Raw genomic sequence first — 24,108 nt, 5'->3', positions numbered from 1 at the left:
CAATTTTCAGGAATGACAAAGTCAGGAGCAGGATTTTCCTCTATGCCCTCTGTGAGCTCTGTGGTGCAAGACATGACCCGGTTAGAGGTTTTGATCTTTCACCACCGCCGGGCCGCGCCCGACGCCTTTCTCGGCAATCATACCGCCGGTGAGGACGAATCCCATGGCGCGGTGCGTGGAAATATCAACCGGCTTGACCAATTCCTTTGAAAGAATCACCGTGTAACCGCCTATCTGGTAGCTCAGGGGAAGATAGACGGCAATCTCCCCGGGACCGCCGATTCCGGACGGAAGCCCTTCGAAATCACTGCGGGTAACGAACCCGAGCAGACGCATCGGGACTCCTCCAAACTCAAGTTCTACGGTTACTACCTGGTTGAATTCCCGCCGGCTCTGGGCAGCGAAAAACCCGATGAAATCCTTGACTGAGCCGTAAAGGGTTTTGATCAGAGGCACGCGGTTGAGAGCGCCTTCGGCGAACGAGACCAGCTTCCTGACCAAAAAGGCTCTCAGGCCGAGACCGACCAGAAAGGTCACGAAAAGTCCCGCCAGCAGTCCCATGCCCGGGATGTACCAGCCCTCCGGAAGCAGCGCAATAAAAACCGCCCCCAGCACCGTTTCCGCAGACCAGATCAGCCAATAGAGGATATAGAGGGTCAGCAGAGCCGGCAGCATTGCCAGCAGTCCTTGCATGAGAATCTTTCCAATTTGCTTCCATGCCGATGTCATGATTTTCCTCAGTTGAATGAAGATTGCAGGCATTTTACATCAACACAGCTCAGGCTAAAATCTTTTTCACTCGTCTCGCCCCGAGGATCTCCTCCAAACTTTTCAACTGGCAGAGATTGTAAGATGCCAGGTTTTTGTTATTCCTTTTGGCTGCACACAGATCGTTTGCCGAATCCATGGCCCCTTCCCGGGCGTCGGCAGAAAAAGGGATTTTTCGAAGCGTATCATCCTCACAAGGGATTGAGGTGTCGCATGATCGGCAGAAGCAGTGCTTTCAAGGTAAAGCGGGTCATGGATATTCTTCTGGCCCTGGTCGCCCTTGTGCTTGCCGGCCCGCTGATGGTAATTCTGGCCGGCCTGGTTCGTATCCATTTCGGGACTCCGATTTTTTTCCGGCAGGAGCGGCCCGGACTCCGGTGCCAGCCGTTCACGATCATCAAATTCCGCACCATGACGGACGCGAGGGATCTCCATGGCAATCTTTTGCCCGACGCGCAGCGCTTGACACAGTTCGGAAAATTCCTTCGCAGCAGCAGCCTGGATGAACTTCCGGAGCTCATCAATGTCATCCGAGGTGAAATGAGCCTGGTCGGGCCTCGGCCTCTCATGATGAAATATGTGAAGTATTTCCGCCCGAACGAGCAAAAACGTCAGGATGTCAGACCCGGCATGACCGGCTGGGCTCAGGTCCGGGGACGAAATTATCTTCCCTGGGACGAGAGATTGGCTTTGGATGCCTGGTATGTGGAAAACTGGTCGCTCTGGCTGGACATCAAAATTCTTGCTTTGACGGTTTGGAGAGTGTTAACCCGTGAAGGAGCCGTAGCGGACGCTATTACGGTTGAAACAGATCTGTCGCTGGAAAGGTCCGCAGACGATAGAATCACGGGCAAGCCTTGAAGATGTCCAAACGACCCTGGTCCCGCAAACCTTTCTCCGGCGACGGTGACCCGCCAACAGAGAAGCATGCCGGAGACGGAAATTCTGCTGACCGAATGCTATCCGGGATTCTTTGGCACGGGCTCTGGTTCTTTGCCCTGTCCATGACAGCCTTACTTTTTGCAGGGTGGGTCTGGGGGGACCGCCTGCTTGCGGTTCGTCTGACCCAATACCTGCTGCCATGGGTATTTTTCGGCCTTCTGGCCGCGATGGTCCCGTCCGTCCTCACTCGCCGGGGTTGGCTGGTGCTGGCTCTGGCGCTTCCGGCTCTGATCATTGCCTACCATTACCTGCCGGTTTTCCTCCCCAAAAAGATCCGTCCTTTTGAAAATCATCCCGAACTCAAGGTTATGAGCTTCAATGTCTGGTCGGAAAATCACTCTCTGCAGTCAGTGGCCGAACTGATCGAAAGGGAAAATCCCGACATCCTGCTGCTGCAGGAAATTGAACCTTTCCAGATGAAAGAGCTTCAGCAATTTTTGGCCGCTTCAACCGGCCTTGAAGACAGCCCCTGGGATTTCGCCTACGCTCCACTTATAATGCAGGCGACGGGCAGCCGTTATCCGGTCAGCGAGTTGGCGACCAACAGACGGAAAGGAAAGATGCAGGCCGTGAGGGTGGAAACGCCCGCCGGCGGGATTACCGTTTTCAACGTCCACCCCCTGCGGGGCAACTGGCAGCGGCGGCACCGGCAGATGCAGACCCTGTTGCGGGAAGATATTCTGGTAACCGATGAACCGGTCATTCTTGGCGGGGATTTTAACACCACTGACATGAGCGAAACCTACGCACTGCTGTCCCGATATTTGGACAATGCCCACTGGGAGGCCGGCTGGGGTTTCGGCTTTTCCTACCCGGCCGAACGCCACGCCTGGCAAAGGTTTCTGCCCTCATGGCCGCTGGTGCGTATCGATCATATTTTCTACAACTCGCACTTTGCCGCGCTCTGCGCAGAAACCCTGGACGAATCGGCAGGGTCCGATCATTTCCCGGTAGTGGCTAGGCTCGTGCTGACAAAAGGGCCGGGCTTGACTGCCATGACCCCTCGAACAATTCCTCCCCAACCGGCTGCAGCCGCAGAAAAAAGAGAGACGCTGCAGACCGGTTTTAATAGCTTTATCAAGCAGGTTCAAACCGGGTTTTCCAGAATTCTGTCAAGTCGGTCCGAAAGAAGCTGCAGGTGAATCTTTTCCTCCTCGGCCAGGTGATTGAAAATGGAGCGACTCTGCTCATCCCCAGCCTCACGCCGCATTAACAGGTAACGGTCATAGGCGTTGGCTTCAAGAGCAACGGCCAGCTGCAGCACCTGGTGCAGACTTTTCCCCTCCACCCATTGCAGGGCCTCGGTCAAGGGCACCCCGCCTTCAAGCATTGTCCGGGGCGGCAGTTCCGACACCACTGCTTCGGGAAATTTCCTGTGGGAATGGTTTTCGTGGAGTCCCTGGTAAAGGGTTCGCAAGGATGATTTGTGCTGCTCTTCGGCCGTCACCAGTTCCCGGAAAAAGCTTTTGAAGTCGTCATTTTCAGCCGTTTTTTCCAATTCCGCATAAAATTGCCGGGTGCCGTCTTCGAGCAGCCAGGAGAGACCGATATAATCTTCCGGAGAGCGCGCAGTGGAAAACCATGCCCTGTTCAGTTCCAATTCCCCCTCTGCCACCATCCCTTTCCAGCCATGGATTCCTCCGGACATGCTGACGACCTTTTCGAAGCCGGCGTTCTGCAGAATCGAGGTACCGGCGCGACTGCGCACTCCCGCAGCACAGTAGGTAATAGTCTGCTTTCCGGGGTCGAGCTCACCGAGACGGCCCTCCAGTTCCTTCACCGGGATCAGTTGTGCTCCCGGCAGGTGCCCTTCCCGGTACTCCCCGGGTTGGCGAACATCGACCAGATTGTAGTCCTGCGGCCTGTGGGTATCCAGATACTGCCGCACCTGTTCGGCACTCCAGGTTTGCACCGGCTTGAAATAATCCAGCAACCCCATAATATCCTCTCCTTCAATAACCTTTTCTCGGGAGCATTCGGGCATGCCGAGTCAATTGCAAAAACATCAATTCCTGTCGGCCTCGGTCAATTCTCCAACCCTTTGAAATCTGCCCATGAACCTTCGGTCGATCCAATCCTTCAAGGTGAAAGCCAGACGCCCCTGCCATACCCAGCGATTTTTTATGAAGAGCCCCTTTCCGTCACCCAGATTGAAAATCAGCATAAAATGCTTCTGGGGTTCGAAAGTCGTCAGGTTACGCCCTTCCAATGCTGCAAGCAGGTTGTGGAAAAGTATCGGATTCTGCCGCACCGCATAAACCCCGACCTTCTGCAGAGAGCGGTCCTGGAAGCTGATGCAATCCCCGCCGCCGAAGAGCTCCGGCCAGCTGACCGATTGCAGCCGGTCGTTCACCAGGAGGCCGCCGTCCTCCCCCACGGGAAGCCCGGATTCTCGAAATAGTGACCCCGGTTCGACACCCACGGCCACCAATGCCCTGTCGTAGGGGATTTCACTGCCATCGTCGAGATGGGCAAGGCCTCGGCTGACCTCAACGGCTCTCGCCCCTTCGATGACCCGAATCTCCCGTCTCGACAGCGACATCATGGCCATGCGTCTGGCTTTTTCCGGAAAACCGTTCAGCAGGTGACGTCCGGCCACCAGAGTAATCCGCGCCTCCCCTCCGGCCTGGCGTACCAGCCGCCAGAGGTTGCCAGCCAGTTCCACTCCGGCGGGGCCGCCCCCCACCACCAGCAGATCGAGAGAGCGAATCCGCATCTGATCGAGAATCCAACGGCGAATCCTGGAAAGATTGTGAATCGGCTTGACCGGAACGGCGTCATCCCCCAGAGCGCCGACCCTTTCCATGGGAACTCCGCTGCCGGTGTTGAAGGAGGCTACGTCGTACTCGAGATGTCTTCCGGATGCGAGCTCCAGCCGGTGTTCGGGAGCCAGAACCCTCGTCACCCGATCCTCGACAAATACCCCCCCACGCTTTTCGACCAGCTTTCGGATGTGAAACCGCACCTGCTGTGGACGGTAGAATCCTCCCAGCATGCCCGGGCCCATGCCGGAATAGTAATGATAGGGGCTTGGACTGACCAGGGTTACCTGATGGCCCCGCTCAACATACTCAGCCAGGCGCAGCATGACGGTCATGTGGGCATGGCCGCCTCCGACCAGCGCCAGACGCTTCCCCATGAAGATCCCTCCTTTCCATCAGGAAAGACAGGAGTCCTGAAACTAAAGCAAGGGGGCTGAGGCCCTTCCCGACTGCTCCTCCAGAACTGCGGTATCCAAATTCATACCGAAATCGAAATTCCGATGTGGAAATTTTCCATTCTGCTAAAGAGGATAGATTCAATCCGGGTCTTGTCAAATCTCACCTTCTGCCTGCAGGGCGGCGATGGAGAACGACCTTTACAAACCACCCGGTGTCCTCTAATATTTACGGGTACTTGACCTGTATCTGACACCCAGGAGATTCGATCATGCGAAAACAAAATCTGTTGGTCCTTTCCCTGCTCCTCATGCTTCTGTCTGCCCTTTCCGGCTGCGGCTATAACCAGATTCAGGAAAACGAGGAGGCGGTTTTCTCCGCCTGGGCCGATGTCGAAGCCACCTATCAGCGTCGCGCCGACCTGATCCCCAATCTGGTGGAAACGGTCAAGGCCTACGCCGCCCACGAAAAGGAAACCCTGCAGGCGGTCACGGAAGCCCGGTCGAAAATCGGCCAGGTGCAGGTCGATGCCGCACAGCTCGACGATCCGGCCGCCCTCGCCCGCTTTCAGCAGGCCCAGGAATCGATGTCGGGTGCCCTGTCGCGACTGCTGGTGGTTGCCGAACAGTACCCGGATCTCAAGGCCAATCAGAATTTCCGGGATCTGCAGCACCAGCTGGAAGGTACGGAAAACCGCATCAACGTCGCCCGGCAGCGCTACAATCAGGCCGTGCAGACTTTCAACAGCTCGATTCGCACCTTTCCCGGCAACCTGACCAACAAGTTTCTTTTGAACCTGGAGCGCAAAACTCCCTTCAAGGCCCAGCCGGGTGCCGAGCAGGCCCCTCAGGTACAATTCTGACATGGCCGTTTGCCGACTCATTGCACTTCTGCTTTTTCTTTGCACCGCCCTGCCGGTTTGGGCTCTCGAGGTGCCCAACCCGGACGGTTATGTGACCGACCGTGCAGGAATGATCAGCTCCGAAACCGAGGGACAGCTTGAGGATTTCCTGCGCTCTTTTGAAGCAAGCGATTCCACCCAACTCGTCGTTCTGACCATGCCGGCCCTGAATGGCGAAGTTGTGGAGGAATATGCCCTGCGGGTGGCGGAAACCTGGGGCGTCGGGCAGAAGGAGCACGACAACGGCGCTCTGCTGCTGGTCGTCCGGGACGACCGTCAGATTCGGATCGAGGTCGGATATGGCCTCGAAGGGCGCCTGACCGATCTGCTGGCGGGACGGATCATCGACGACGAGATCACACCCCGGTTCCGTCAGGGCGATTTTGATGGCGGCATCAGCGCCGGTGTTCAGGCCATGACGGAAGCGGTTCGAGGGGAATATCAGGGAAAACCCCAACGGAATGGGGAGAGAAAACGAAGCCCCTTCGGCCTGCTGTTTTTCCTGTTCTTCGTCGGCCCGACCCTGCTACGGCTCTTCCTGCCCCACTCCCGCTCGCGGCGCGGCGGCCTTTTCGGCGGCTATGGCGGAAGAGGGGGCGGCTTCGGCGGCGGGAGCTTCGGCGGAGGCGGATTCAGCGGAGGAGGAGGCGGCTTCGGCGGCGGCGGGGCTTCGGGGCGTTGGTGATGCAGGTGGCGAGGAGCCAGGAGCGAGGTGCAGCGTGAAACGAACGGGTGGTTTTTTTTCTGATGAAGAGAAACGCCGCATCGAGGAGGCGGTGGAAAAGGCGGAAACCCGCACCAGCGGCGAAATCGTGCCGATGGTGGTGGAAGCGGCCCATGATTACCCCCGTGCCGAGATTATCGGCGGCGGTTTCTTCGCCCTCGGGCTCGCCTCCCTCATCAGCTGGTACTGGTGGCACGCTTCTCTGTGGTCGTTCCTGCCTGCCTTTCTGCTACTCTATCTGCCCTGCAAATGGCTGATCCGCTATCTTCCTCACCTCAAACGCTGCTTCATTGCCAATGAGGAAATCGATGCAGAAGTCAGGGAACGGGCTCTGGTCGCTTTTGTCGAACAGGGCCTTCACCACACCAGGGACGAAACCGGCATCCTGATTTTGATCTGCCTCTTCGAGCACCGGGTGGAGGTGCTGGCCGATCGCGGCATAAACGCCGTCGTGCCGCAACAGACATGGCAGGAAATCGTCGATATGATCATTGACGGCCTGCACCAGGGCCAGGCCTGCGAGGCCCTCTGCCGGGCCATAGGCCGCTGCGGCGCCATCCTGGCGGAACAGTTTCCGTTGCAGGCAGGCGACCGCAATGAACTTCCCAATCTGATCATCGAATAAAAACGATGCCCTAAGGGCGATTCTCAGCGTACCGGCGATTCGCGTCGCCCCTTCCTCCCGCTTCAAACAGATAGAACTTCCCGGAAAAAATCGAGATTGCGGTTGCCGCCCTGCCATCCGCGCAGCATCAATGTATAGTTTCTGGTGGCCCGCAGATCGAGTTCCAGCATTTGCGAGGCCAGCCTGAAAAAGTGTGTGTCAGCCCCGAAAAACCTCTTCAGAATCGCCGGGACCCGGGAAAGGTTGTCGAGAATCGGCAGACTCCGCTTCTCGCGGGTTGCCGCCAGAAAACGCCGCCCCTGCTCGCCGGCACCCAGCAGGCGAAGATAGCGCGGACCCGCCTCGATGCACTCCTGCATGATCTGCCCGGATACATCGTTGAGGACATAGCAGAGGACCCGTTGAATCCGGGTGCGGGTCAACTGCCGGACCTTGAGGCGGTCGAGCAGATCCTCCCAACCGCTGCTTTCCACGGCGGCATCGACGAGTCTTCGGTCCAGGCCCTGTTCCACTTGATAGATGTTTTTCAGTGCATCGCGGCCGCGGAATATCTGGTTGAGCACCAGCCGATGCAAAAGATCGAAGTCGACAACCTGCCCCGCCGCCATGGCCTCCTGCAGCAGAGCCCCGCTCCCCTCAGGAAGAAAAGCCCTGACCGGCCGCCCCTCCGCCAGCATGCGGCGGATGCCCGTGGCGCTGGCAATTTCACCCGACGCCTCGGGGTCGTGATAACCGGGACCCAGTCTGCGGATGGTCAGGGGCTTGATCGGGCTGCCGATGTTCGTCAAAACGTGCAGATACTCCAGGCCGAGGATGTTGTTGGGCGAGCCGAGCAGGGAATCAGCGGCAGAATTGCCCGTCCATTCGGCCATCAGGTCGGCCCTGGCGGCGGGATAAGACACCCCTTTCCGCAGCCTGGCGGCCGTGCCCTGCCTGAGCTCAGGTTGTCGCCCGGCGATCATTGCCGCGGCTTGTTGCAATGAGGGCAGATCCCCGGCCTCGCTGCCGAAACAGAGGGCATCGACGCCCCCCAGGGCCTCCAGGCACTGCACCGCCCCCTTGGCGAAATAGGGCGCGCTCTGGCAGGCGAAGGCGAAAGGCAGCTCCAACACCAGATCAACCCCCGCCCCCAGCGCCATGGCCGTACGTCGCCATTTGTCGACCAGGGCCGGCTCCCCCCGCTGCAGAAAATGCCCGCTCATGACTGCAACGGCCACGTCTGCCCCGGCGATTTTTTTGCTCTCGCGAAGGTGGTGGAGATGGCCGTTGTGAAAAGGGTTGTACTCGGTGATCAGGCCGACGGCGCGCATAGAAAACCTTTGTGGACTTTGTGGACTTTGTGGACTTTGTGGACTTTGTGGACTTTGTGGATTTGGTGAACAACCCGGTCCACGCCGTCCACGCCGTCCACGCCGTCCACGCCGTCCATCACGTCCATCACGTCCATCACGTCCACATCGTCCACACCGTCCACTTTTCACAACACCACCGGCAGCCGCTTCCCCACCCGGTTCTCCTCGGGGGTGACCACGCTCCGGTAGGCCAGCACCTCCACCCCTGAGGCAGAGGCCTCTCTGAGCAACCGGCCGTAGATTGGGTCGATGGCGTCGGCCGGGGAGAAGGCGGTCGCTTCCCCCCGCTGCACGAGAAAAAAGATTACCGCCCGAAAACCCTTCCCTACGGCGGTCATCAATTCCCGCAGGTGCTTCTGCCCGCGGGTGGTGACGGCGTCGGGGAAACAGGCGGTTCGGGGGGGATCGCAGAGGGTGACGTTCTTGACTTCAACCAGAACACGCCCCTCTTCCTTTTCGAGCAGAAAATCGAGCCGGCTGTCGTTATAACGATACTCGGGCGTGACCCGGTACCCAGCCAAATCGGCAATCCATCCTTCCCGCAGCGCCTCCTCCACCACCCGGTTGGTGCGATGGGTATGGGTATCGACCCAGTGACCATTGACCTGGATCAGCTCCAGGGTATAGGCGAGTTTGCGCAGGGGGTTTTCGGCCCGGGAAAGGAGCACCCGGTGGCCTGGGACGGCGCACTGTTTCATGCTGCCGGTGTTGGGGGTATGGGCAGTGATCAGGGTGCCGTCCGACAGTTCGACATCGGCCAGAAAACGCTGATAGCGCCGGACCAGCCGGCCTTCGATCAGCGGCGACGGCAACTTCATGCCGACAACTCCGCCATCTCCCACTCGGCAATACCGAGCAGGTAGAGGATCGAGTCCAGACTATTTTGGCTGATGTGATAATCTGCCTGTTCCCGCACCCGGGCCTTGGCATTGAAGGCGATACCCAGGCCCGCCTTGCCCAGCATCGGCAGATCGTTGGCGCCGTCGCCGATGGCGATCACCTGACTGAGGGCGATGCCTTCGTTGGCAGCGATCTCCTCGAGCAGCTCAGCCTTGCGCAAACCGTCGACGATGCGCCCAGACACCTGGCCGCTGACCCGGCCATCGACGATCTCCAGGGCGTTGGCGAAGGCGTAGTCGAGACCCAGTTCGGCCTTGAGGCGATCGGTGAAGAAATCGAATCCTCCGGAAATGACCGCCGTCTTGAAACCGAGACGGCGCAGGATCGCAACCAGATTGCGGGCGCCGGGGGTGAAAGGAATCTCCCGGTAGACCTGCTCCAGGGTATCGGCCGGCAAGCCTTGCAGCAGGGCGACCCGCTCCCGCAGAGCCTGGCAGAAATCGATCTCCCCGTTCATGGCCCGGTGGGTGATGGCCGCCACCCGTTCGCCGACACCCGCCAGTCGCGCCAATTCGTCGATGACCTCGATCTGGATCAGGGTCGAATCCATATCCATCACCACCAGACGCTTGGCGCGCCGGTAGAGGTTTTCCTTCTGGACAGCGATATCGACCCTCAGCTCCCCACCGGCCTTCAGCAACTGCCGGGTCATCCCTTTGATGTCGGTACCGTGGGGCACGTTGAGAAAAAACTCGACGCAGCGCAGATGCCCTCGGGTCAGCTTGTTGATCCGTTCGATGTTGATCCCGCAATCCGCCAGCAGGGAGGCTACTTTGTACAGGGGGCCGGCATCGACCCGGTTGCCGAGCATGGTCAGCACGTAGCCGTAACGGGAGGACTGCAAGGCCTGATAGTCCTCTTCCTCGACCACCTCGAAATCGAGTTCGAGGCCGAGTTCCTTGGCCAGAAAAAGCAGGTCCTTGATCAGCGGTTTCTGATCGCTGCCCTGGGCGGAAAAATCGATCAGCAGTGACAGCAGCATCAGCCGGTGGGTCACGCTCTGTTCGATATCGCGAATGCAGGCGCCGGTAGCGGCGATGCAGCCGGTGACTGCGGCGAGAATCCCCGGCCGGTCAGGGCCGATCAGGGTGATGAGAACCAGTTTGTTGTTCATAGGGCCACTCTCCGAAAGCACGTTCGAAAAAAACGGCCCCATATTAACCTGAATCCTCAGCAGGCCACAACCATCTCCTTGCTCGGTCAAAATCCCTGTGACTTGTAATGACGGCTTTCAGCCGGGAGATCTGCCGGGCAGTCCGCCCGTAAAAGGATTTTTCAAGTTTTTTATCCAAATCGAAATCGGGATCGGGATCGAAATCGGCCTTTGGCTCTGAAAACCGGAAGGCTGACCCCCGATTTCGATTTCGATAACGATTTCGATTCGGAAAAACCATAAGTTTAATATGGGGCTGGCCCTTTTCAGCCCTGCCTGGTTCCCTCCAATTTGGCTGGACTCTAGTCCCTGAGTTCGATCACCGAGCCGGCCACCAGTTCCCGCCCCTCCAGAAAATCGTCATCGATATAGCCATTCACCCGCACGAAATCCCCCGGTTCCACTTTCTGATAACCTTCGTCATCCAGGGGATTGAAGGCCATCTCGTCCACCTCGACGGTGACCCTCCGCTCGCCGGTATTGATCATAAACTCTTCCCGGCCCACGGCGGTGACGGTCCCCTGAACTGTTATGCCGGTCAGGACGACGGGGTCGGCGTTGTGGGTCAGGTAATCCTCCTCGTCGGCGCTGCTGGCGAAAAAGATGGTGCCGAGCTTGACCACAAAGACGCTGCTGGCCTCTATGGTGGTCCTTTCGAAAAAATCATCGTCGATCTTGCCGTTGACCGTCACCTGGTCCCCCGCGACCAGTTTATAACCGTCGGCATCCCGGTCACCGTCGTCCATCTCCACCAGAATCGTCCCCTTGCCATAGTTCAAAGTGAAGGCATCGGACCTGACTTCCTCCACTGTTCCGCTGATACTGATCCAGCTTTCATCCGGTTTGCCATAGGGGTTTTGCGCGAAGGCGGGGATTGTGACGATCGCCATCAGGACGAAAAGCAGGCAGGCTGCCGGGAACCGACAACCTGTTATTCTTTGTGGCCGCTTCATACCTGCCTCCTTTGTGGTTGTCATTCATACCCGTACTCTTGATAGAAGAATAAAACCTTCCGCAAGCCCTTCAAGGCCTTCTAATATCCAGGGACGAGGGCTTTTGGAAAAAAACGGCCGACCTTGTTCGGTCGGCCAATTACAGAGTGGGAGGCGCTTTGGGTGGGGGGAAGCGCTATCCGGGGGTTACCCGGACCTTGGGACATCGGAAGAAAATTACGTTAGAAATCCCGATCAGTAGACCAGGAAAACCGTTACCAGGGCTACCGAGTGGCCGATGACGATGCCCAGCACCCCTCCGATAACCACGTCGCTGGGGTAATGGGCGCCGATAAATACCCGCGAAACCCCGATCAGCAGCGCCGGAGGGAAGAAATACCAACCGGAGCCGGGAAGGAGTGTGGCAAAGGTGCCGTACATGGAAAACGCCGTCATGGTATGACCCGAGGGAAAGGAGTAACGATCGGGGGGCTGCACCAGACAGGAGATATCCTTCCACAGTTCGCTCGGCCGCGGCCTTCGAATCAGCTTTTTCAGGCAGGTAAAGAGGGTGATCGACAGCAATGCCACCACCGCTGCGGCGGCCACGGCCAACCGCTCCCGACCCTGGCCGAAGAGCAGCAGAAACACACCCACCGCTCCCCAAAGGGGCCCGTCTCCCATCCGGCTGATCACCTTGAAAAGATTGGTCAGCCAGGGATAATGACGCAGCAGGCATATCTGCCGGATAAAAACGGCTTCACAGGCGGTCAATCTTTGAACATACCCTGGAGGAGCTTGCTTGAGCAGACAGGAATTATCCATCTCCGCCTCCTTTCGGCCTACTTAATGATGAATCCGTCTGAAGGCTAACCTCGGCTCGTTAGACCCAGGTTAAACGACCGTCAGATCTACATAAGAAAGTTGGTCGGCAGATCGGCTTCGGAGGGCGAGAAAAGCTTCAGGAAGATTGAAATTGGGCCGTTGTACCCTTCGGGCCATAACGGCGATCGACGAAAAGTCCATTGATGACTTTGAGGTGATCCACCAGAGGATCGACCTATAGGGAAATGGGATTTGCGTTGGCTATCATGCAAAATGTCGGTCAGCATGAGCGGATCGTTCCCGGCATCGGGTTCGACAAAGGGCGAAAGAGAGGTAATGCTCACGGATCTGCTCCATAATGTGGGACCAATTCTGATTCTCGGCAAAGACCCTCGCCTGGTGGCCCATTTCGCCAAGGAATTCGGGATTTTTCGCCAATTCGTCGATCGCCCGTGTCAGGGCCTGGGCGGTAATTTTCCGAACCAGGATGCCGGTCCGGCCGTCGGTCAGGACGTCTTTTGGTCCGGATACGTCAAAACCGAGGACGGGCAGACCGCAGGCCATGGCCTCGAGCATGACGTTGCCGAAGGTATCGGTCAGGGAAGGGAAAACCAGCAGATCACCGACTGCCAGCATGTTGGCGAGATCTTCCCCCTTGCGGTAACCGGCGAACACCGCCCTGTCTCCCGCCATCCTTTCCAGCCGCTCCCTCTGAGGCCCGTCCCCAATCACCAGCAGGCGAATGGGCGCCTTTTCGGGGAGCTGACGCCAGGCGTCCAGGAGCATGTCGATGTTTTTCTCCACAGCCAGGCGGCCGAGATAGACCAGCACGATGTCACGATCGTTGAAGCCCAGGGAACGGCGAAATTCCGGGCTCCGCCGGCGCGGATGAAACAGCCGGCTGTCGACCCCTCTGCTCCAGAGATCGACATTGCGGAACCCCTTCGCCTCGAGCATGTCCCGGATGGAAGGTGTAGGGCACAAGGTCATCAGGGTGGAATTGTGAAACCAGCGCAGATATTTCCAGGCGACAGGAGTCATCCAACCGGCCCGGTATTGGCCCAGATACTGTGGAAAGTTGGTGTGATAGGAGCTTATTACGGGAAGGCCGAGATTGGCGGCCGCCTGCAGCGCGGACCAACCGAGGGGTCCTTCGGTGGCGATATGCAGCAACTGACTGCCAAAGCCCTGCAGCCGGCGACGGATATTTCGCGGAGAAACCAGGGGCAGAATGATCTCTCGATAGAAAGGGAGACAGAACCCGCCCAGTTCGTTGCGCACTTCCCCGGGTCTCGATGGCCCGATCGGCTCATCGTAGTGCGGCACGATCAGCTGTACCTGGTCGCCCTGATCAAGACAGTGCCCAACCAGCTTGTCCAGAGTCCGGGAAACGCCGTTTATCTGCGGGAAATAAGTTTCTGAAACAATTGTCAGGCGTAAGTTCATGACGTCACTTCCCGGTCAGGCACCGCTTATTTTCCGGAAAGATTTTCCTTCTCGCAGATCTGCTGCAGATTCCGGGCGGACCGCAGGATGTGCCGGTAATTGAAATGGCCGAAGACAGCCAAACCGACCAGCAGCAGCAACAAGGCGGCGCTCTCCATCATCTCGCTCCCTGAAATTGAATGATGTGCAGATTAAAGTTGCAACCGGTTAGATTACGGTTAGCCGGATATGTGATCTTCGTCAGATTCCCGCCTTAGAGGGCCTTGTCGCTGGTGCTGCTTCAGATGCGATCATGCCTTATGAAAAAATTGAGATGGGCACCGGTCACTTCGCTGCGGCCGAATAGGGCGAACATGACCAGCCAGGTGGCCTGCAGGACCAACAGTACGGCAGGATGCCAGAAGGCAGAAAGGCCCGCGGCCAGATCGGGCAGGGCATGGACGGCGGAAAAGTGGAAGGCCAGCCAGACTGACCAGGGCACCAGCAGCAGCCCCATCACCTGGTAGGCCGACAGCTTGCGACCGCCCCGAAAGTCCGCCCGCAGGGTCTCTGAAAACACCCGCCAGAGCTGGGTCACAAGACTGGCCAGCAAAAAGGCAGCGGCATACCACCCGGAAAGGAACAGATACGCGCTAACCAGCCCGGTCAGACAGTAAATCACCGCTGTCAGCGCCTGGACGGGGACCACTTCCTCACCTTCCAGACCGGATGCATAGGCGATCTTTTTGGTCTCCCCCGAAAAAACGAAGTGACATCGACGAAAAATTTTTCTTACGCGCGGCCCGCAACCCCGCAGCGGTTTTCCATAGCAGCACCCATAGCTGATGCAGGCGAGGCGCCCGATCCCTTCACCGAAGGCATAACCGATCGCCAATGCCGCCAGGGTCGGCAGAACCGGCAGGGGATGATCGCCAAGGCCCGGCAGCAAGCGGCCCATGCCGAGGGCAATCCAGGGGGCCAGGAGAAAGCCGACGAAAACGGCGCCGCCCACGGTAAAAGTGTGGTTTTTGCCTTCGACCAGGCGGGCCGTCCAGCGGGCAGCGGGCACACAACCGGACAGCAGCAGGCAGGCCAGGGCCAGAATGGCGAGGGGGGAGATGCCGAGACTTCCCAGCAGACAGAAAACAACCCCCATCGCCACCAGATTGGCCGTAGCAGTGAGGACTCCGTACCAGGTCAGGTTGGTCCCCTGCCAGGTTTCCGAATGACGGTTGTAGCTCGGCACCGTAGCCCAGACCTGCCACTGACGGTCCGGCAGGTAACGGAACCCCCAGGCCAGCAGGATGGTGCAGAAGAGGGCCAGGGCCAGCAGAAAGATCACGTTTATCATCTGTTGCTCCTTTCAATATCGGGGTTGCCAATCCCTAAAATCCTGATTTTGGCCGCTGATAGAATCTGATGCTTCGCATTCGCTGATCAAAACCTGCAAATATAAACAAAGTTGGGTTTACAGGATGTCTTGTCCTTATCAGCGTTCATCTGCGTTCATCTGCGTCCGTTACGCAGGTACTTCTGGCGATCAGCGACCTCACCTGTACGTCCGTTTCCACCAGTGGGCGTCCGAAACCGCTGGAAAACCTGCTGTTGACGTCGCAACGAACCTGGTTGCGCAGCAGATCATCTGCGATACGCACCCTGTTCGGCTGGAAAATCAAAACGTCGGTGCTGCTGCCGGGGCGATACAGACTTTTCGGGCATCCCGCGCGGAGAAACTGTCCTGCACTCACCGGCACAGGATCGTCGTAGCGGTGTTCGCTGTAGCACTGGACGATTTCACCGATCATCAGCGCCACGATTTCGATCATGGCCACCAGGCCGACTCCGGTCCCTCCCGGCACGTCGGTGTCGATGACCGTGACCACCCGGCGGTTCTTGGAATAGGGGGTCACCTGGTGGACAATGGCGGAAGGATTGCAGCTGTGGAAAGTGCCGTCGATATCATAGAAATCGACCACCTTGCCGCTGACCGGGACATGATTGTAATGGTACTTGTCCGGCGTCAGGCGAAAGATGGCGAATTCCCCGTCGGTAAATGCTTCCAGCCAGTTCTCCCGATCACCGAGGAGTTCCTCGAGATCGAAGAATTTTCCCTTCAGAAACAGCTGGCGCTGGTTGCAGAAGCATCCGGTCAGCACCCGGGCGTCAGCCGGCGAATACACCCCACCCGATGCCTCCGGGAGGGGCCGGCAGTCCCAGTAGCGGATTTTCCGTTCGAAAACCTTGCGGGCCGTGTCGAGCTGCTCAGGGGGATCGAGACATTCACCGAGATCGACCCCGCATTCCTGCAGAAACCGGTCGTTACCAAGCAGACGCCGGCCGAGGGTCAGGTCGTAATTGAACAGGGCCAGAATTCGCGTGCTCCGTGCCCCGGTCAGGGCCCTGAAGAGCAGAGGAGCATTTTCGCGCACCGGGGCGTAAACCAGCCGGATGATGCGGTCGCCGAACAGGGTTTCGTTCCTCACGGCGCCGCTGGTCCGTTCAATATACTGATGCGGCTGCAGCATGGCAGGGTTGCTCCTCTCGCAGTTCTTCGGCAGCCCGCAGACTGTCCTGGTAAACCGAACACAACGTCAGACCTATGACCTGTCCGAGTGTTTCCCGGGGCAGCCTTTCGGCCAGCAGATCAGCCCTCACCGATTGCAGAAACCCGGCGGCATCCCGCCCCTGCAGCAACCGATCGAGGATCCCGCGCAGACGGCCGTCCCCGGCGGGCTGTCGTGCCGTCAAGATAAAATCCTCGCAGAGGATATCCAGCCCTTCACAAACATGCTTTCGACGAAGCTCGTCCCGGTAATAGTTTTCCGCCGCCATATTGAACTCCCCGGCGGACAGGTTCATCGGGGAGCGTGCGCCCGCCGATTCCAGAATGCCCTGCCGCAGTTTGGCAGCCGCCCCGTAATGTTCGGGGGCTTCCAGACGCAGCCGCAGATCGTTCAGCGTCTCCCGCACGTTCAGGCTTTCAACCAGATCGGCACCGTCCTCAAGCAGGGTTTTCAGCAGACCTTTACGGTACTCGGCTACCGGGACCCGCAGATAGCCGGGATAACGCCGGCTGGCCCGAATCCCTTCGGTCCGCTTGAGTATGCGGCTCAGCAACAGATTGCGGCTCCTTTTTTGAACGAAGAAGGTGGGAATACCGAGGGCCGCGCCGAAAAACATCTGCCGGCGTTCGCTTTCAATGAAGGGGTTGTCCGGAATGTGCCGATGACTCACTCGGCCCTGGGCCATGTACTTGAAAGCCAGAGCGGTGACGAGGGCCTGCAGGTCGGCCGCCCGCCCCATATCCTCTTGGAAATCGGCAAACAGACTGTAGTGTCTGGCTTCGAAACCGGTAAAACCGATACCGGCAAACTCCCGCAGCTTGATCAGGGTGTAAAGAGACATCCGCTGGTCGAATACCCCCATCTCCGCCAGATCCTGCTTGAGCTTGTCCTGATTGCCGATACGGCCGTTCCAGGCCGGGCTATGCCAGGTGCTCAGCAGCCAGGCAGGATAGTCCACCAGCCGAAAATCGGCGACGTAGTCACCCTTGAGCCCGAACAGCCCTGCAAAGAGCCGGTCGAACCAGGGAGGACCGAAAGGCGTTACCGAGCGGCCGAACATCGACAAACTGGCTTTTTTCCGCCAGCGGCGCCAGAGCATGCGAAGATGCGTGTAATCCAGTTCATGGGCCAGAAAACCGAGCGCCTTTTCAGGATGGAAATCTGCGAAGCCCAGCCGCTGGGGAGCGGCACTGTAGGTGCCGACAAACAGCGGCAGGAAATGCTCGCTGATCTTGACCGCCAGATCGCCGACATATTTTTCCTCGGCGGCACCGAAACCGCGCAAACCGGCAGAGCGCAGGGCAGTCAACATCCGGCTGCCAAGGCTGACATGGGTCCCGTTGTTGGCCAGGCTGGTATTGGAGACATTGGGCAGGACCACCAGGTTGTTGGCGATGATGCCCGCCTCCCGCAGTTTGGCCACGGCGTTGAGCTGACTGCGGCTCAGTACCTGGTGGCAGAGATGCATGTAGCGATGCTTGTCCTCGCCGCGATCCCATCCCGACAGGCAGGGGCTCATGAACAGGTCCCGGTACAGGGCATCGGGGATCAGCTCGTTAAGGGCCCTTTGCCGCAGGGGAGGCTGAGGGGCCGAGTAGATCATCGCCCTCTGGCCGGTGGCTGCCAGTGCAAAACGGTCGTTGGCGTACTGCACCAGCAGTTGGGTGAGGACAAAACGTTTGGCCGCTTCCCGCGCCGCCGCCCGGCCCAGCCTCTGGTCCGGCTTCAACGGGATGACATGGAAGGAAAAGGTTTCGGGGGATGTATTGTCGTTGAGGAAGTGATTCATCAGCCCCCGACCGAACCTCCGCAAATGCTCCGGCAGCTTCGGACCCCTGTCCAGCGCATCGGCCAGGGCCAGCTTGATCAGATAGCTGATTGGCAGCCGAAGCAGTTCCTCACCGCCCGCCCCTGCAAAAATGAATCGCCCCCGGTCAGAACGCAGCCCCTGCTCGGGATTCGCTTTGTCTGCCAGAAGATCGCGACGGAACACCTGATCGGCCTCGGCTCCCAGCAGATGTCGTGGGAACTTGACCCAGCTGTTTTCCCAGATCTGCTCTTCATTCCCGGCCAGATACCGTTCCAGGTCGTTGATCAGCCGAGCCGGGCTGTCACCGGTCCTCGCACGGCGGGCGATTTGTGCAAAATAACTCGATTTTTCGATTGTTTCCGGCAGATCGACCATTTCCCGCCGACCGGCAACCGCCGCCTGCAGTTCCATTTCCGACCCGGCGGTCATGTCCGTGCCGTTAAACGGCAAAGAACTGCAGGGCGTGGACCGGCCGAAACCGAGGGCCGCAAAAATCTGTTTAAGATCGGGCAGCGGCTCCTCCGGACGGGAAACCAGATGAAGTGCCATTCCCTGTCCATGTCGCTCCATAGACTGTCCTCCTTGATGTCATCAAAATCAGCCCCGGCAGGACCTCTCTGCCGCAAAACTTCGGCTCTGATGCCGGTGAATCCGCTCGCGGAGCAGTTCGCACTCCCGGTCCAGGGCGTCGAACTCCCTCTGCCATCGACGATCTTCGATGCACACCCCGGCCCGTTTGGTCCGCAAACCGCCCCCCCGTAAAACCCGTTTGAGTAGCTTCATCATATACCTCCGGTTAAAGCGGTATCAGGTATCAGGACCCTCAGCCCTCGGCCCCTGCTTTTCATGCACACAGAGCCTCGCTCTGAATGCCTGCCAGGTTCTGGTAATTGAGGAAAGCCTGGGCGCCTGTCTTGCCGAAATAGCGCTCCAGGGTCCGGATTTCGGTTTTGGTCAGATCGACCAGGATAAGACCATCCAGCACGTCGCTGAATTCCCGGTCCACGTTGAAGGCCAAAAGGTTGCCTCCCAGGTTGAGGTAGTGCCGAAGCAGCACCGGAATGCCTTTCTGCTCGATTTCGATATCGGCGATCAGGGCGGAAACCTCCTCGATATTGGAGCAGAAGGTCTGAGCCAGACCGGTTTTGCACCCCTTGACCCGCACCTTTTTGATCGCCAGGGGCACCCGCGGTTTGACCAGCCGGGCCAGTTGGGGCAGCTGCAGGGAGTGGCGCAGCGAACCGGCGATCAGCTGGCGGGACATGTCACTGTAGTCCCGGCTGATGCTGACCGGACCGAACAGGATCCGGTATTGGGGATTGGCCACCACGAAACGGCCGATCCCTTTCCACAGCAGCAGCAGAGGCGCATAGGAACGCTGATATTCGCAACGGATGAAACTGCGGCCCAGCTCCAGAGCCGGACCCAGCCGTTCAAACAGTTTGCTGCGATACTTGAACAGAGTGCTGGTGTAAAGCCCCGCCTTTCCCTGGGTGGCGAGGATTCGGTCGCACCGTCCGATTCGATAGGCGCCGACGACCTCCCGGCGCTCCTGATGCCAGAGAAAAATATGCAGATAGTGCCGGTCGAACCGGTCGAGATCGAAAGGCCGGCCCGTCCCCTCCCCCACGGCCCGAAACGTTTCCTCCCGCAACCGGCCGATTTCAAGCAGCAGGTAGGGAATCTGGACCGCTTCCGCCTGCCAAACCTGCAGATCACCGTTTTCGGCAAGTTTCTGAGCATTCGGCAGGCGCGACAACTCATCGGCAAGCAGATCGGGGTCCTGTGTCGCGATGAGCCGGGCCGGATCATCGGCCGAACCCTCCGCCGGACCGGATTTGCCGGGATCCTCCCGCGGAGGGCGGGGAGCGCAGCCTAGCATGTAGGTGCGCAGACGCAGATAGTCGGTCAACTCCTGATCGGAAGCAAATCGACTCAGCTGCTTGGATGGCAGCAGGACGCCGACCTGAACGGAAAGCTTCCTGCCCTGTTTGTTGAGAAGCTCCCGTGCCAGCAGGGCGGTACGCAGGCGGGGATGAATCAGGCCGGCGCACTGAAAAAACAGGCTGTTGCGTCCGGGCAGGAATACCGGCAGCACCGGAGCACCGCTGCGGCGCACGATACGGGCCAGGGTGCGGCTCCAGGGCGGATCGGCAATCGCCCGGTGGGAAGGTTGGTAGTGGGACACTTCACCTGCCGGAAAAATCAGTAGAAGGCCGCCTCTTTCCAGCCACTGCAAACTTTCCCGCAAAGGAGCAAGGTTGCGCCTGGCGGCACCGGTGCCGCCGAAAGGATCGACGGCGATGACCAGCTCCTGAAGCTGGGGAATCCGCGACAGCAGGTAGTTGGCCATGACCTTGACATCGGGACGGACGCGGCGCAGCAGGGCCAGCAGCATCAAACCCTCCACGGCTCCGAAAGGATGATTGGCGACGACCACGACCGGTCCCTGCCTCGGAATGCGGGCCATTTCGGCCTCCTCGACCCGACAGGTGACGCCCAGTTCGACCAGCGCGTTCGCTGAAAAATCGACGGAAGACTCGCCGCCGGGAAGCTTTTCGTAGAGTCGGCGGCATTGCTTCAGCCCGAGCAGCGATTCAAAGGCGGGACCGACAACGGCCGCAAGCAAGCGTTTTGGCAAGGGAGCATTTTTTGGACAGGACAGACGAAAGATATCCGCCGGATTCTGATTCTCGGTCATGGCAATCATCCTTGGCTGAAGGCCCGGGTCGGCCTCGATTTGATGTTGCCAGGCTTTTAACGTTCTTCTGTTAGCCGCGAGTTAAAGATGAATTAATTGTTTGTGACCTCCAGAAAGTGCCTTCTCTGCATTAAAATAGCTCTCAAGCCTCCTGCTTAACACAGTCCTAACATTTCTCTGTTAGCTTCGGGCCCCTGGATAATCAGGACTCGAAGGGAAGGCAAACATCATGGAAAACGCGTATATCAGCAAGGAGGTCAGCTGGCTGGCTTTCAACGAGCGTGTACTGCAGGAGGCGGCAGATCCGCGGGTTCCGCTCCTGGAGCGATTGAAATTCCTCGGCATCTATTCGTCGAATCGGGATGAATTTTTCCGGGTGCGGGTGGCGACCCTGAAGAGGCTGACCCTGCTCGGCGCAAGGGCCGAAAGGCTGATTCACAATGATCCGGCGCAGATTCTCGAGGATGTCCAGGAGAAGATCCTGAAACAGCAGAAATGGTTCGAAAGCCTGTATGCCGAAATCGAGAGAGAACTCCGTCACGAAGAAATTTATTTCAGTGATGGCACCGAGCTGAATGATGAACAGCGGGCGTTCATCGCAGATACTTTCCACCGTCAGGTTCGGCCCTTCCTGATACCCATTCTCCTGAAAAGCAAGGGGCCCTTCCCCCGCCTGCCCGACCATGCCATCTACCTGGCGGTGGCGATGCATCGCCCCGGCCAGAAGAAACTCGACCATGCCCTGCTGCGGATTCCGTCGAACCATTGTGCCCGCTTCCTGCAGCTGCTGGAACAGGGCCGCAGCAAAAAGCTGATTCTCCTGGACGACGTCATCCGCCTCTGCCTGCCGGACCTGTTCGCCGGCTTCGATTATGACCGGTTCGAAGCCTATTCCTTCAAAATCAACCGGGACGCCGAACTCGACCTCGACGACGAGTTGGACAAAAGCTATACCCAGCAGCTCGAGGACAGTCTGCGGCGGCGCAAGGAGGGAGCGCCGGTCCGGCTCACCTTCGATCGCAAGATGCCACGCAAAATGCTCAAGCTGCTGACCGAGCGGATGCAGATGGCAAGCAACGACACCCTGATTCCGGGAGCGCGCTACCTCAATTTCAAGGACTTGATGAAGCTGCCCAACATCGGCCGGGCCGAGCACTACTATCCGCCCTTCCAGCCCATGGTTCACCCGGACCTGCCCTCACGAAAAAGCCATCTGGCGGTTTTGCGGGAAAAGGATGTGCTGCTTCATCACCCCTATCATTCCTTCGGCAGTTTCATCGATCTGTTGCGGGAAGCGGCCATCGATCCCGATGTCCAGTCGATCAAAATCACCGCCTATCGTCTGGCGAAACGCTCGAGCGTCATCAATGCTCTGGTGAACGCCGCCCAGAACGGCAAGAAGGTCACTGTGGTGATGGAACTCCAGGCCCGTTTCGACGAGGAGGCAAACCTGCGCTGGTCGGAGATGCTGAGCGACGAAGGGGTCCGGGTGGTTCATGGCGTTCACGGACTGAAGGTCCACGGCAAGTTGTGCCTGATCAGCCGCAAGGAACAGGGCAAAAAGCGCCATTATGCCTGCGTCGGGACCGGAAATTTCAACGAGGATACCGCTTCGCTCTATACCGACCATCTTCTGATGACGACGGACAAGAGAGTCACCGCCGAGGTGGCCAGGGTTTTCGACTTTATCGACAACCATTACCAGATCCCCTATTTCCGGCACCTGATCGTGGCTCCCTTCCACCTGCGCGGCCGAACGCACCGGCTGATCCAGAACGAAATCAAGGCGGCCCGGGAGGGGCGTCCGGCCTGGATCAAGGTAAAAATCAACAACCTGTCCGACTTCGACACGGTAAGACTGCTGAATCGTGCCGCGAGGGCGGGGGTCAGGATCCAGCTCATCGTGCGCAGCATGTTCTCCCTGGTACCGGACCAGCCCTCATTGATGGGCAATATCGAAGCCATCAGCATCGTCGACAGGTTTTTGGAGCATTCCCGTTTTTTCATCTTTTGCAATAACGGCGATCCCCGTTACTATATTTCCTCGGGCGATTGGCTGCCGCGCAATTTCGATCGGCGGATTGAGGTTGCCTGCCCGATCTACGATGCCCGGCTTCGACAGGAGCTCAGCCGGTATTTCGAGATCCAGTGGCAGGATAACGTCAAGGCCCGAGTCTGGAACGGAAACCTCGACAATCATTTTCGTCCTGCCCAAAAACCTGTGGTTCAGGCCCAACTGGCCTTGACGGAATACCTGCAGGGTGCGGCCGGAGAAGTTTCACAGCCCCCGGAGACGGTTTATGCAAAGTGATCGCTACGCGGCCATCGACATCGGCACCAATGCCGTCCGCCTGTTGATTGGCCGCGTTCTGCTGCAGGGCTCGCCGCGGGTCGAAAAGGAGCTGCTGGTGCGCATCCCCCTGCGCCTCGGAACGGATGTTTTCACCCGCCGGGAACTCAGCAGGGACACGACTCGCCAACTGACCGAAACCATCAAAGCCTTCCACCATCTGATGAAGGTGTTTCGTCCCCGCGCCATTCGCGCCTGCGCCACCAGCGCCATGCGTGAATCACGCAACGGGGGAGAGGTGGTCAGGGAGATCGCCGAATCAACCGGCCTGCGCCTGGAAATTATCGACGGCAAGCAGGAGGCCGAGCTGATCTTCGGCAACCGCATCGACCGTCAATTCTTCGACCACGACTCCTTTCTCTACATAGATGTAGGCGGAGGCAGCACGGAGCTGAGCCTTTTCGCCGAGGGATTGCGCCTGGCATCGAGTTCTTTCATGATCGGCGGGGTCAGGACCCTCAACAATGCCGTTCCCGAGGGGGAGTGGCAGCGGATGCAGCATTGGGTACAGAAGAACTGCCGGGAACTGGATGCGGTCGCTATCGGCAGCGGCGGAAACATCGGTCGGTTGCATCGGATGGCCAAACTGGATGAAAAGCGCCCGCTGACCCGCAAGAAGCTTAGCCAACTGGTTGAGACCCTGGCCAATCTGGACATGGAGGGCCGGATTCGCGAATTCAAGTTGAAACCTGACCGTGCCGATGTCATCGTGCCGGCAGGAAAAGTCTATTCTGCGATCATGGAATGGGCTGATATCAGCAGGATCTATGTGCCCAAATTTGGGCTTGCCGACGGTCTGATCCTCAACATGTATCGGGAGTACGAAAAGATCGACGACCGATTCCCCTGCCTCTCATCCTGAAAATCCTCCTGAATTCTTCTAGCCCTAAAAAATTCAAGGTCACCTGGACTCAACGAAATTCAAAACCTCCAAACCCTTTCCTGGCGCCTTTGCGCCTTTGAGCCGGATTTCAAAAG

The 24,108-nt window shown here is 58.5% G+C and carries 23 protein-coding genes; 7 read left to right on the top strand and 16 right to left on the bottom strand.

Annotation, left to right across the window (positions count from 1 at the left end; all coding sequences use genetic code 11):
• Positions 1-81 precede the first annotated feature (81 nt).
• Positions 82-693, bottom strand: coding sequence for a DUF502 domain-containing protein (locus R2940_09815; protein MEZ4600066.1), 612 nt, complete (start codon positions 691-693; stop codon positions 82-84).
• 288 nt (positions 694-981) lie between these two features.
• On the opposite strand from R2940_09815, the gene R2940_09810 reads away from it, so the two are divergent.
• Entirely contained in the window at positions 982-1,629 is a 648-nt protein-coding gene (locus R2940_09810; GenBank protein MEZ4600065.1) for a sugar transferase, read from the top strand.
• Positions 1,630-1,631: 2 nt separating this feature from the next.
• On the top strand, positions 1,632-2,852 hold the full coding sequence (locus R2940_09805; GenBank protein MEZ4600064.1) for an endonuclease/exonuclease/phosphatase family protein: 1,221 nt from the start codon (positions 1,632-1,634) through the stop codon (positions 2,850-2,852).
• Here the strand turns inward: R2940_09805 and R2940_09800 are convergent.
• Positions 2,798-3,649 carry a rhodanese-like domain-containing protein gene (locus tag R2940_09800; protein ID MEZ4600063.1) on the bottom strand — a complete coding sequence of 284 codons (852 nt, stop codon included), beginning with the start codon at positions 3,647-3,649 and terminating at the stop codon, positions 2,798-2,800. The two genes, R2940_09805 and R2940_09800, sit on opposite strands and share 55 nt — an antisense overlap.
• 66 nt (positions 3,650-3,715) lie before the next feature.
• On the bottom strand, positions 3,716-4,849 hold the full coding sequence (locus tag R2940_09795) for an FAD-dependent oxidoreductase (GenBank protein MEZ4600062.1): 1,134 nt from the start codon (positions 4,847-4,849) through the stop codon (positions 3,716-3,718).
• Positions 4,850-5,139: 290 nt separating this feature from the next.
• Between R2940_09795 and R2940_09790 the strand changes: the two genes are divergently transcribed.
• Genes R2940_09790 through R2940_09780 form a run of 3 tightly spaced genes read left to right on the top strand, consistent with a single transcriptional unit; the run spans position 5,140 to position 7,118 of the window.
• On the top strand, positions 5,140-5,730 hold the full coding sequence (locus R2940_09790) for a LemA family protein (protein ID MEZ4600061.1): 591 nt from the start codon (positions 5,140-5,142) through the stop codon (positions 5,728-5,730).
• 1 nt (position 5,731) lies between these two features.
• The gene (locus R2940_09785; protein MEZ4600060.1) at positions 5,732-6,454 is read left to right on the top strand and encodes a TPM domain-containing protein; all 723 of its coding nucleotides are present in this window, start codon (positions 5,732-5,734) and stop codon (positions 6,452-6,454) included.
• A 34-nt stretch (positions 6,455-6,488) separates the two neighbouring features.
• Positions 6,489-7,118: a hypothetical protein gene (locus R2940_09780; GenBank protein ID MEZ4600059.1), complete on the top strand. Its 630-nt coding sequence runs from the start codon at positions 6,489-6,491 to the stop codon at positions 7,116-7,118.
• Between the two features lie 62 nt (positions 7,119-7,180).
• On the opposite strand, the gene R2940_09775 is transcribed toward R2940_09780, so the two are convergent.
• The 13 genes from R2940_09775 to R2940_09715 all read right to left on the bottom strand — a co-directional run bounded on the left by R2940_09775 (position 7,181) and on the right by R2940_09715 (position 20,780).
• Positions 7,181-8,428, bottom strand: coding sequence for a nucleotidyltransferase (locus R2940_09775; GenBank protein ID MEZ4600058.1), 1,248 nt, complete (start codon positions 8,426-8,428; stop codon positions 7,181-7,183).
• Positions 8,410-8,583 (bottom strand): hypothetical protein, encoded by a 174-nt coding sequence (locus tag R2940_09770; protein ID MEZ4600057.1) that lies wholly within the window; start codon positions 8,581-8,583, stop codon positions 8,410-8,412. The genes R2940_09775 and R2940_09770 overlap by 19 nt, the downstream gene beginning before the upstream one ends.
• Before the next feature lie 12 nt (positions 8,584-8,595).
• Positions 8,596-9,288, bottom strand: a complete 693-nt coding sequence (gene sfsA, locus R2940_09765) for a DNA/RNA nuclease SfsA (GenBank protein ID MEZ4600056.1) — start codon at positions 9,286-9,288, stop codon at positions 8,596-8,598.
• Positions 9,285-10,484 (bottom strand): phosphoserine phosphatase SerB, encoded by a 1,200-nt coding sequence (serB, locus tag R2940_09760; protein ID MEZ4600055.1) that lies wholly within the window; start codon positions 10,482-10,484, stop codon positions 9,285-9,287. Before serB ends, sfsA begins: the two co-directional genes overlap by 4 nt.
• A 341-nt stretch (positions 10,485-10,825) precedes the next feature.
• A complete protein-coding gene (locus R2940_09755; GenBank protein MEZ4600054.1) occupies positions 10,826-11,476 on the bottom strand; it encodes a DUF5666 domain-containing protein in 651 nt (216 codons plus the stop codon).
• Positions 11,477-11,710: 234 nt separating this feature from the next.
• Positions 11,711-12,280 carry a phosphatase PAP2 family protein gene (locus R2940_09750; GenBank protein MEZ4600053.1) on the bottom strand — a complete coding sequence of 190 codons (570 nt, stop codon included), beginning with the start codon at positions 12,278-12,280 and terminating at the stop codon, positions 11,711-11,713.
• A 264-nt stretch (positions 12,281-12,544) separates the two neighbouring features.
• Positions 12,545-13,726, bottom strand: a complete 1,182-nt coding sequence (locus R2940_09745) for a glycosyltransferase family 1 protein (GenBank protein ID MEZ4600052.1) — start codon at positions 13,724-13,726, stop codon at positions 12,545-12,547.
• 26 nt (positions 13,727-13,752) lie between these two features.
• Complete coding sequence (locus R2940_09740) at positions 13,753-13,887, bottom strand: hypothetical protein (GenBank protein ID MEZ4600051.1); 135 nt, start codon at positions 13,885-13,887, stop codon at positions 13,753-13,755.
• A gap of 119 nt (positions 13,888-14,006) precedes the next feature.
• Positions 14,007-15,056: a prolipoprotein diacylglyceryl transferase gene (locus R2940_09735; protein ID MEZ4600050.1), complete on the bottom strand. Its 1,050-nt coding sequence runs from the start codon at positions 15,054-15,056 to the stop codon at positions 14,007-14,009.
• Between the two features lie 145 nt (positions 15,057-15,201).
• Positions 15,202-16,230, bottom strand: a complete 1,029-nt coding sequence (locus R2940_09730; protein ID MEZ4600049.1) for a phosphatidylserine decarboxylase — start codon at positions 16,228-16,230, stop codon at positions 15,202-15,204.
• Positions 16,205-18,649 (bottom strand): hypothetical protein, encoded by a 2,445-nt coding sequence (locus R2940_09725; protein MEZ4600048.1) that lies wholly within the window; start codon positions 18,647-18,649, stop codon positions 16,205-16,207. The genes R2940_09730 and R2940_09725 overlap by 26 nt, the downstream gene beginning before the upstream one ends.
• Positions 18,650-18,676: 27 nt before the next feature.
• Positions 18,677-18,862, bottom strand: coding sequence for a hypothetical protein (locus tag R2940_09720; protein MEZ4600047.1), 186 nt, complete (start codon positions 18,860-18,862; stop codon positions 18,677-18,679).
• A gap of 61 nt (positions 18,863-18,923) precedes the next feature.
• Positions 18,924-20,780 carry a lysophospholipid acyltransferase family protein gene (locus R2940_09715; protein MEZ4600046.1) on the bottom strand — a complete coding sequence of 619 codons (1,857 nt, stop codon included), beginning with the start codon at positions 20,778-20,780 and terminating at the stop codon, positions 18,924-18,926.
• Positions 20,781-21,009: 229 nt separating this feature from the next.
• On the opposite strand from R2940_09715, the gene ppk1 reads away from it, so the two are divergent.
• On the top strand, positions 21,010-23,091 hold the full coding sequence (gene ppk1 / locus R2940_09710) for a polyphosphate kinase 1 (GenBank protein ID MEZ4600045.1): 2,082 nt from the start codon (positions 21,010-21,012) through the stop codon (positions 23,089-23,091).
• A complete protein-coding gene (locus tag R2940_09705; protein MEZ4600044.1) occupies positions 23,081-23,992 on the top strand; it encodes a hypothetical protein in 912 nt (303 codons plus the stop codon). The genes ppk1 and R2940_09705 overlap by 11 nt, the downstream gene beginning before the upstream one ends.
• The last annotated feature ends 116 nt before the right edge of the window (positions 23,993-24,108 follow it).

The organism is Syntrophotaleaceae bacterium, assembly GCA_041390365.1.
Taxonomy (GTDB): Bacteria; Desulfobacterota; Desulfuromonadia; order Desulfuromonadales; family Syntrophotaleaceae; genus JAWKQB01.
Note: the sequence above shows the minus strand (reverse complement) of the source record. Positions and strands in the feature narration are given on the sequence as shown.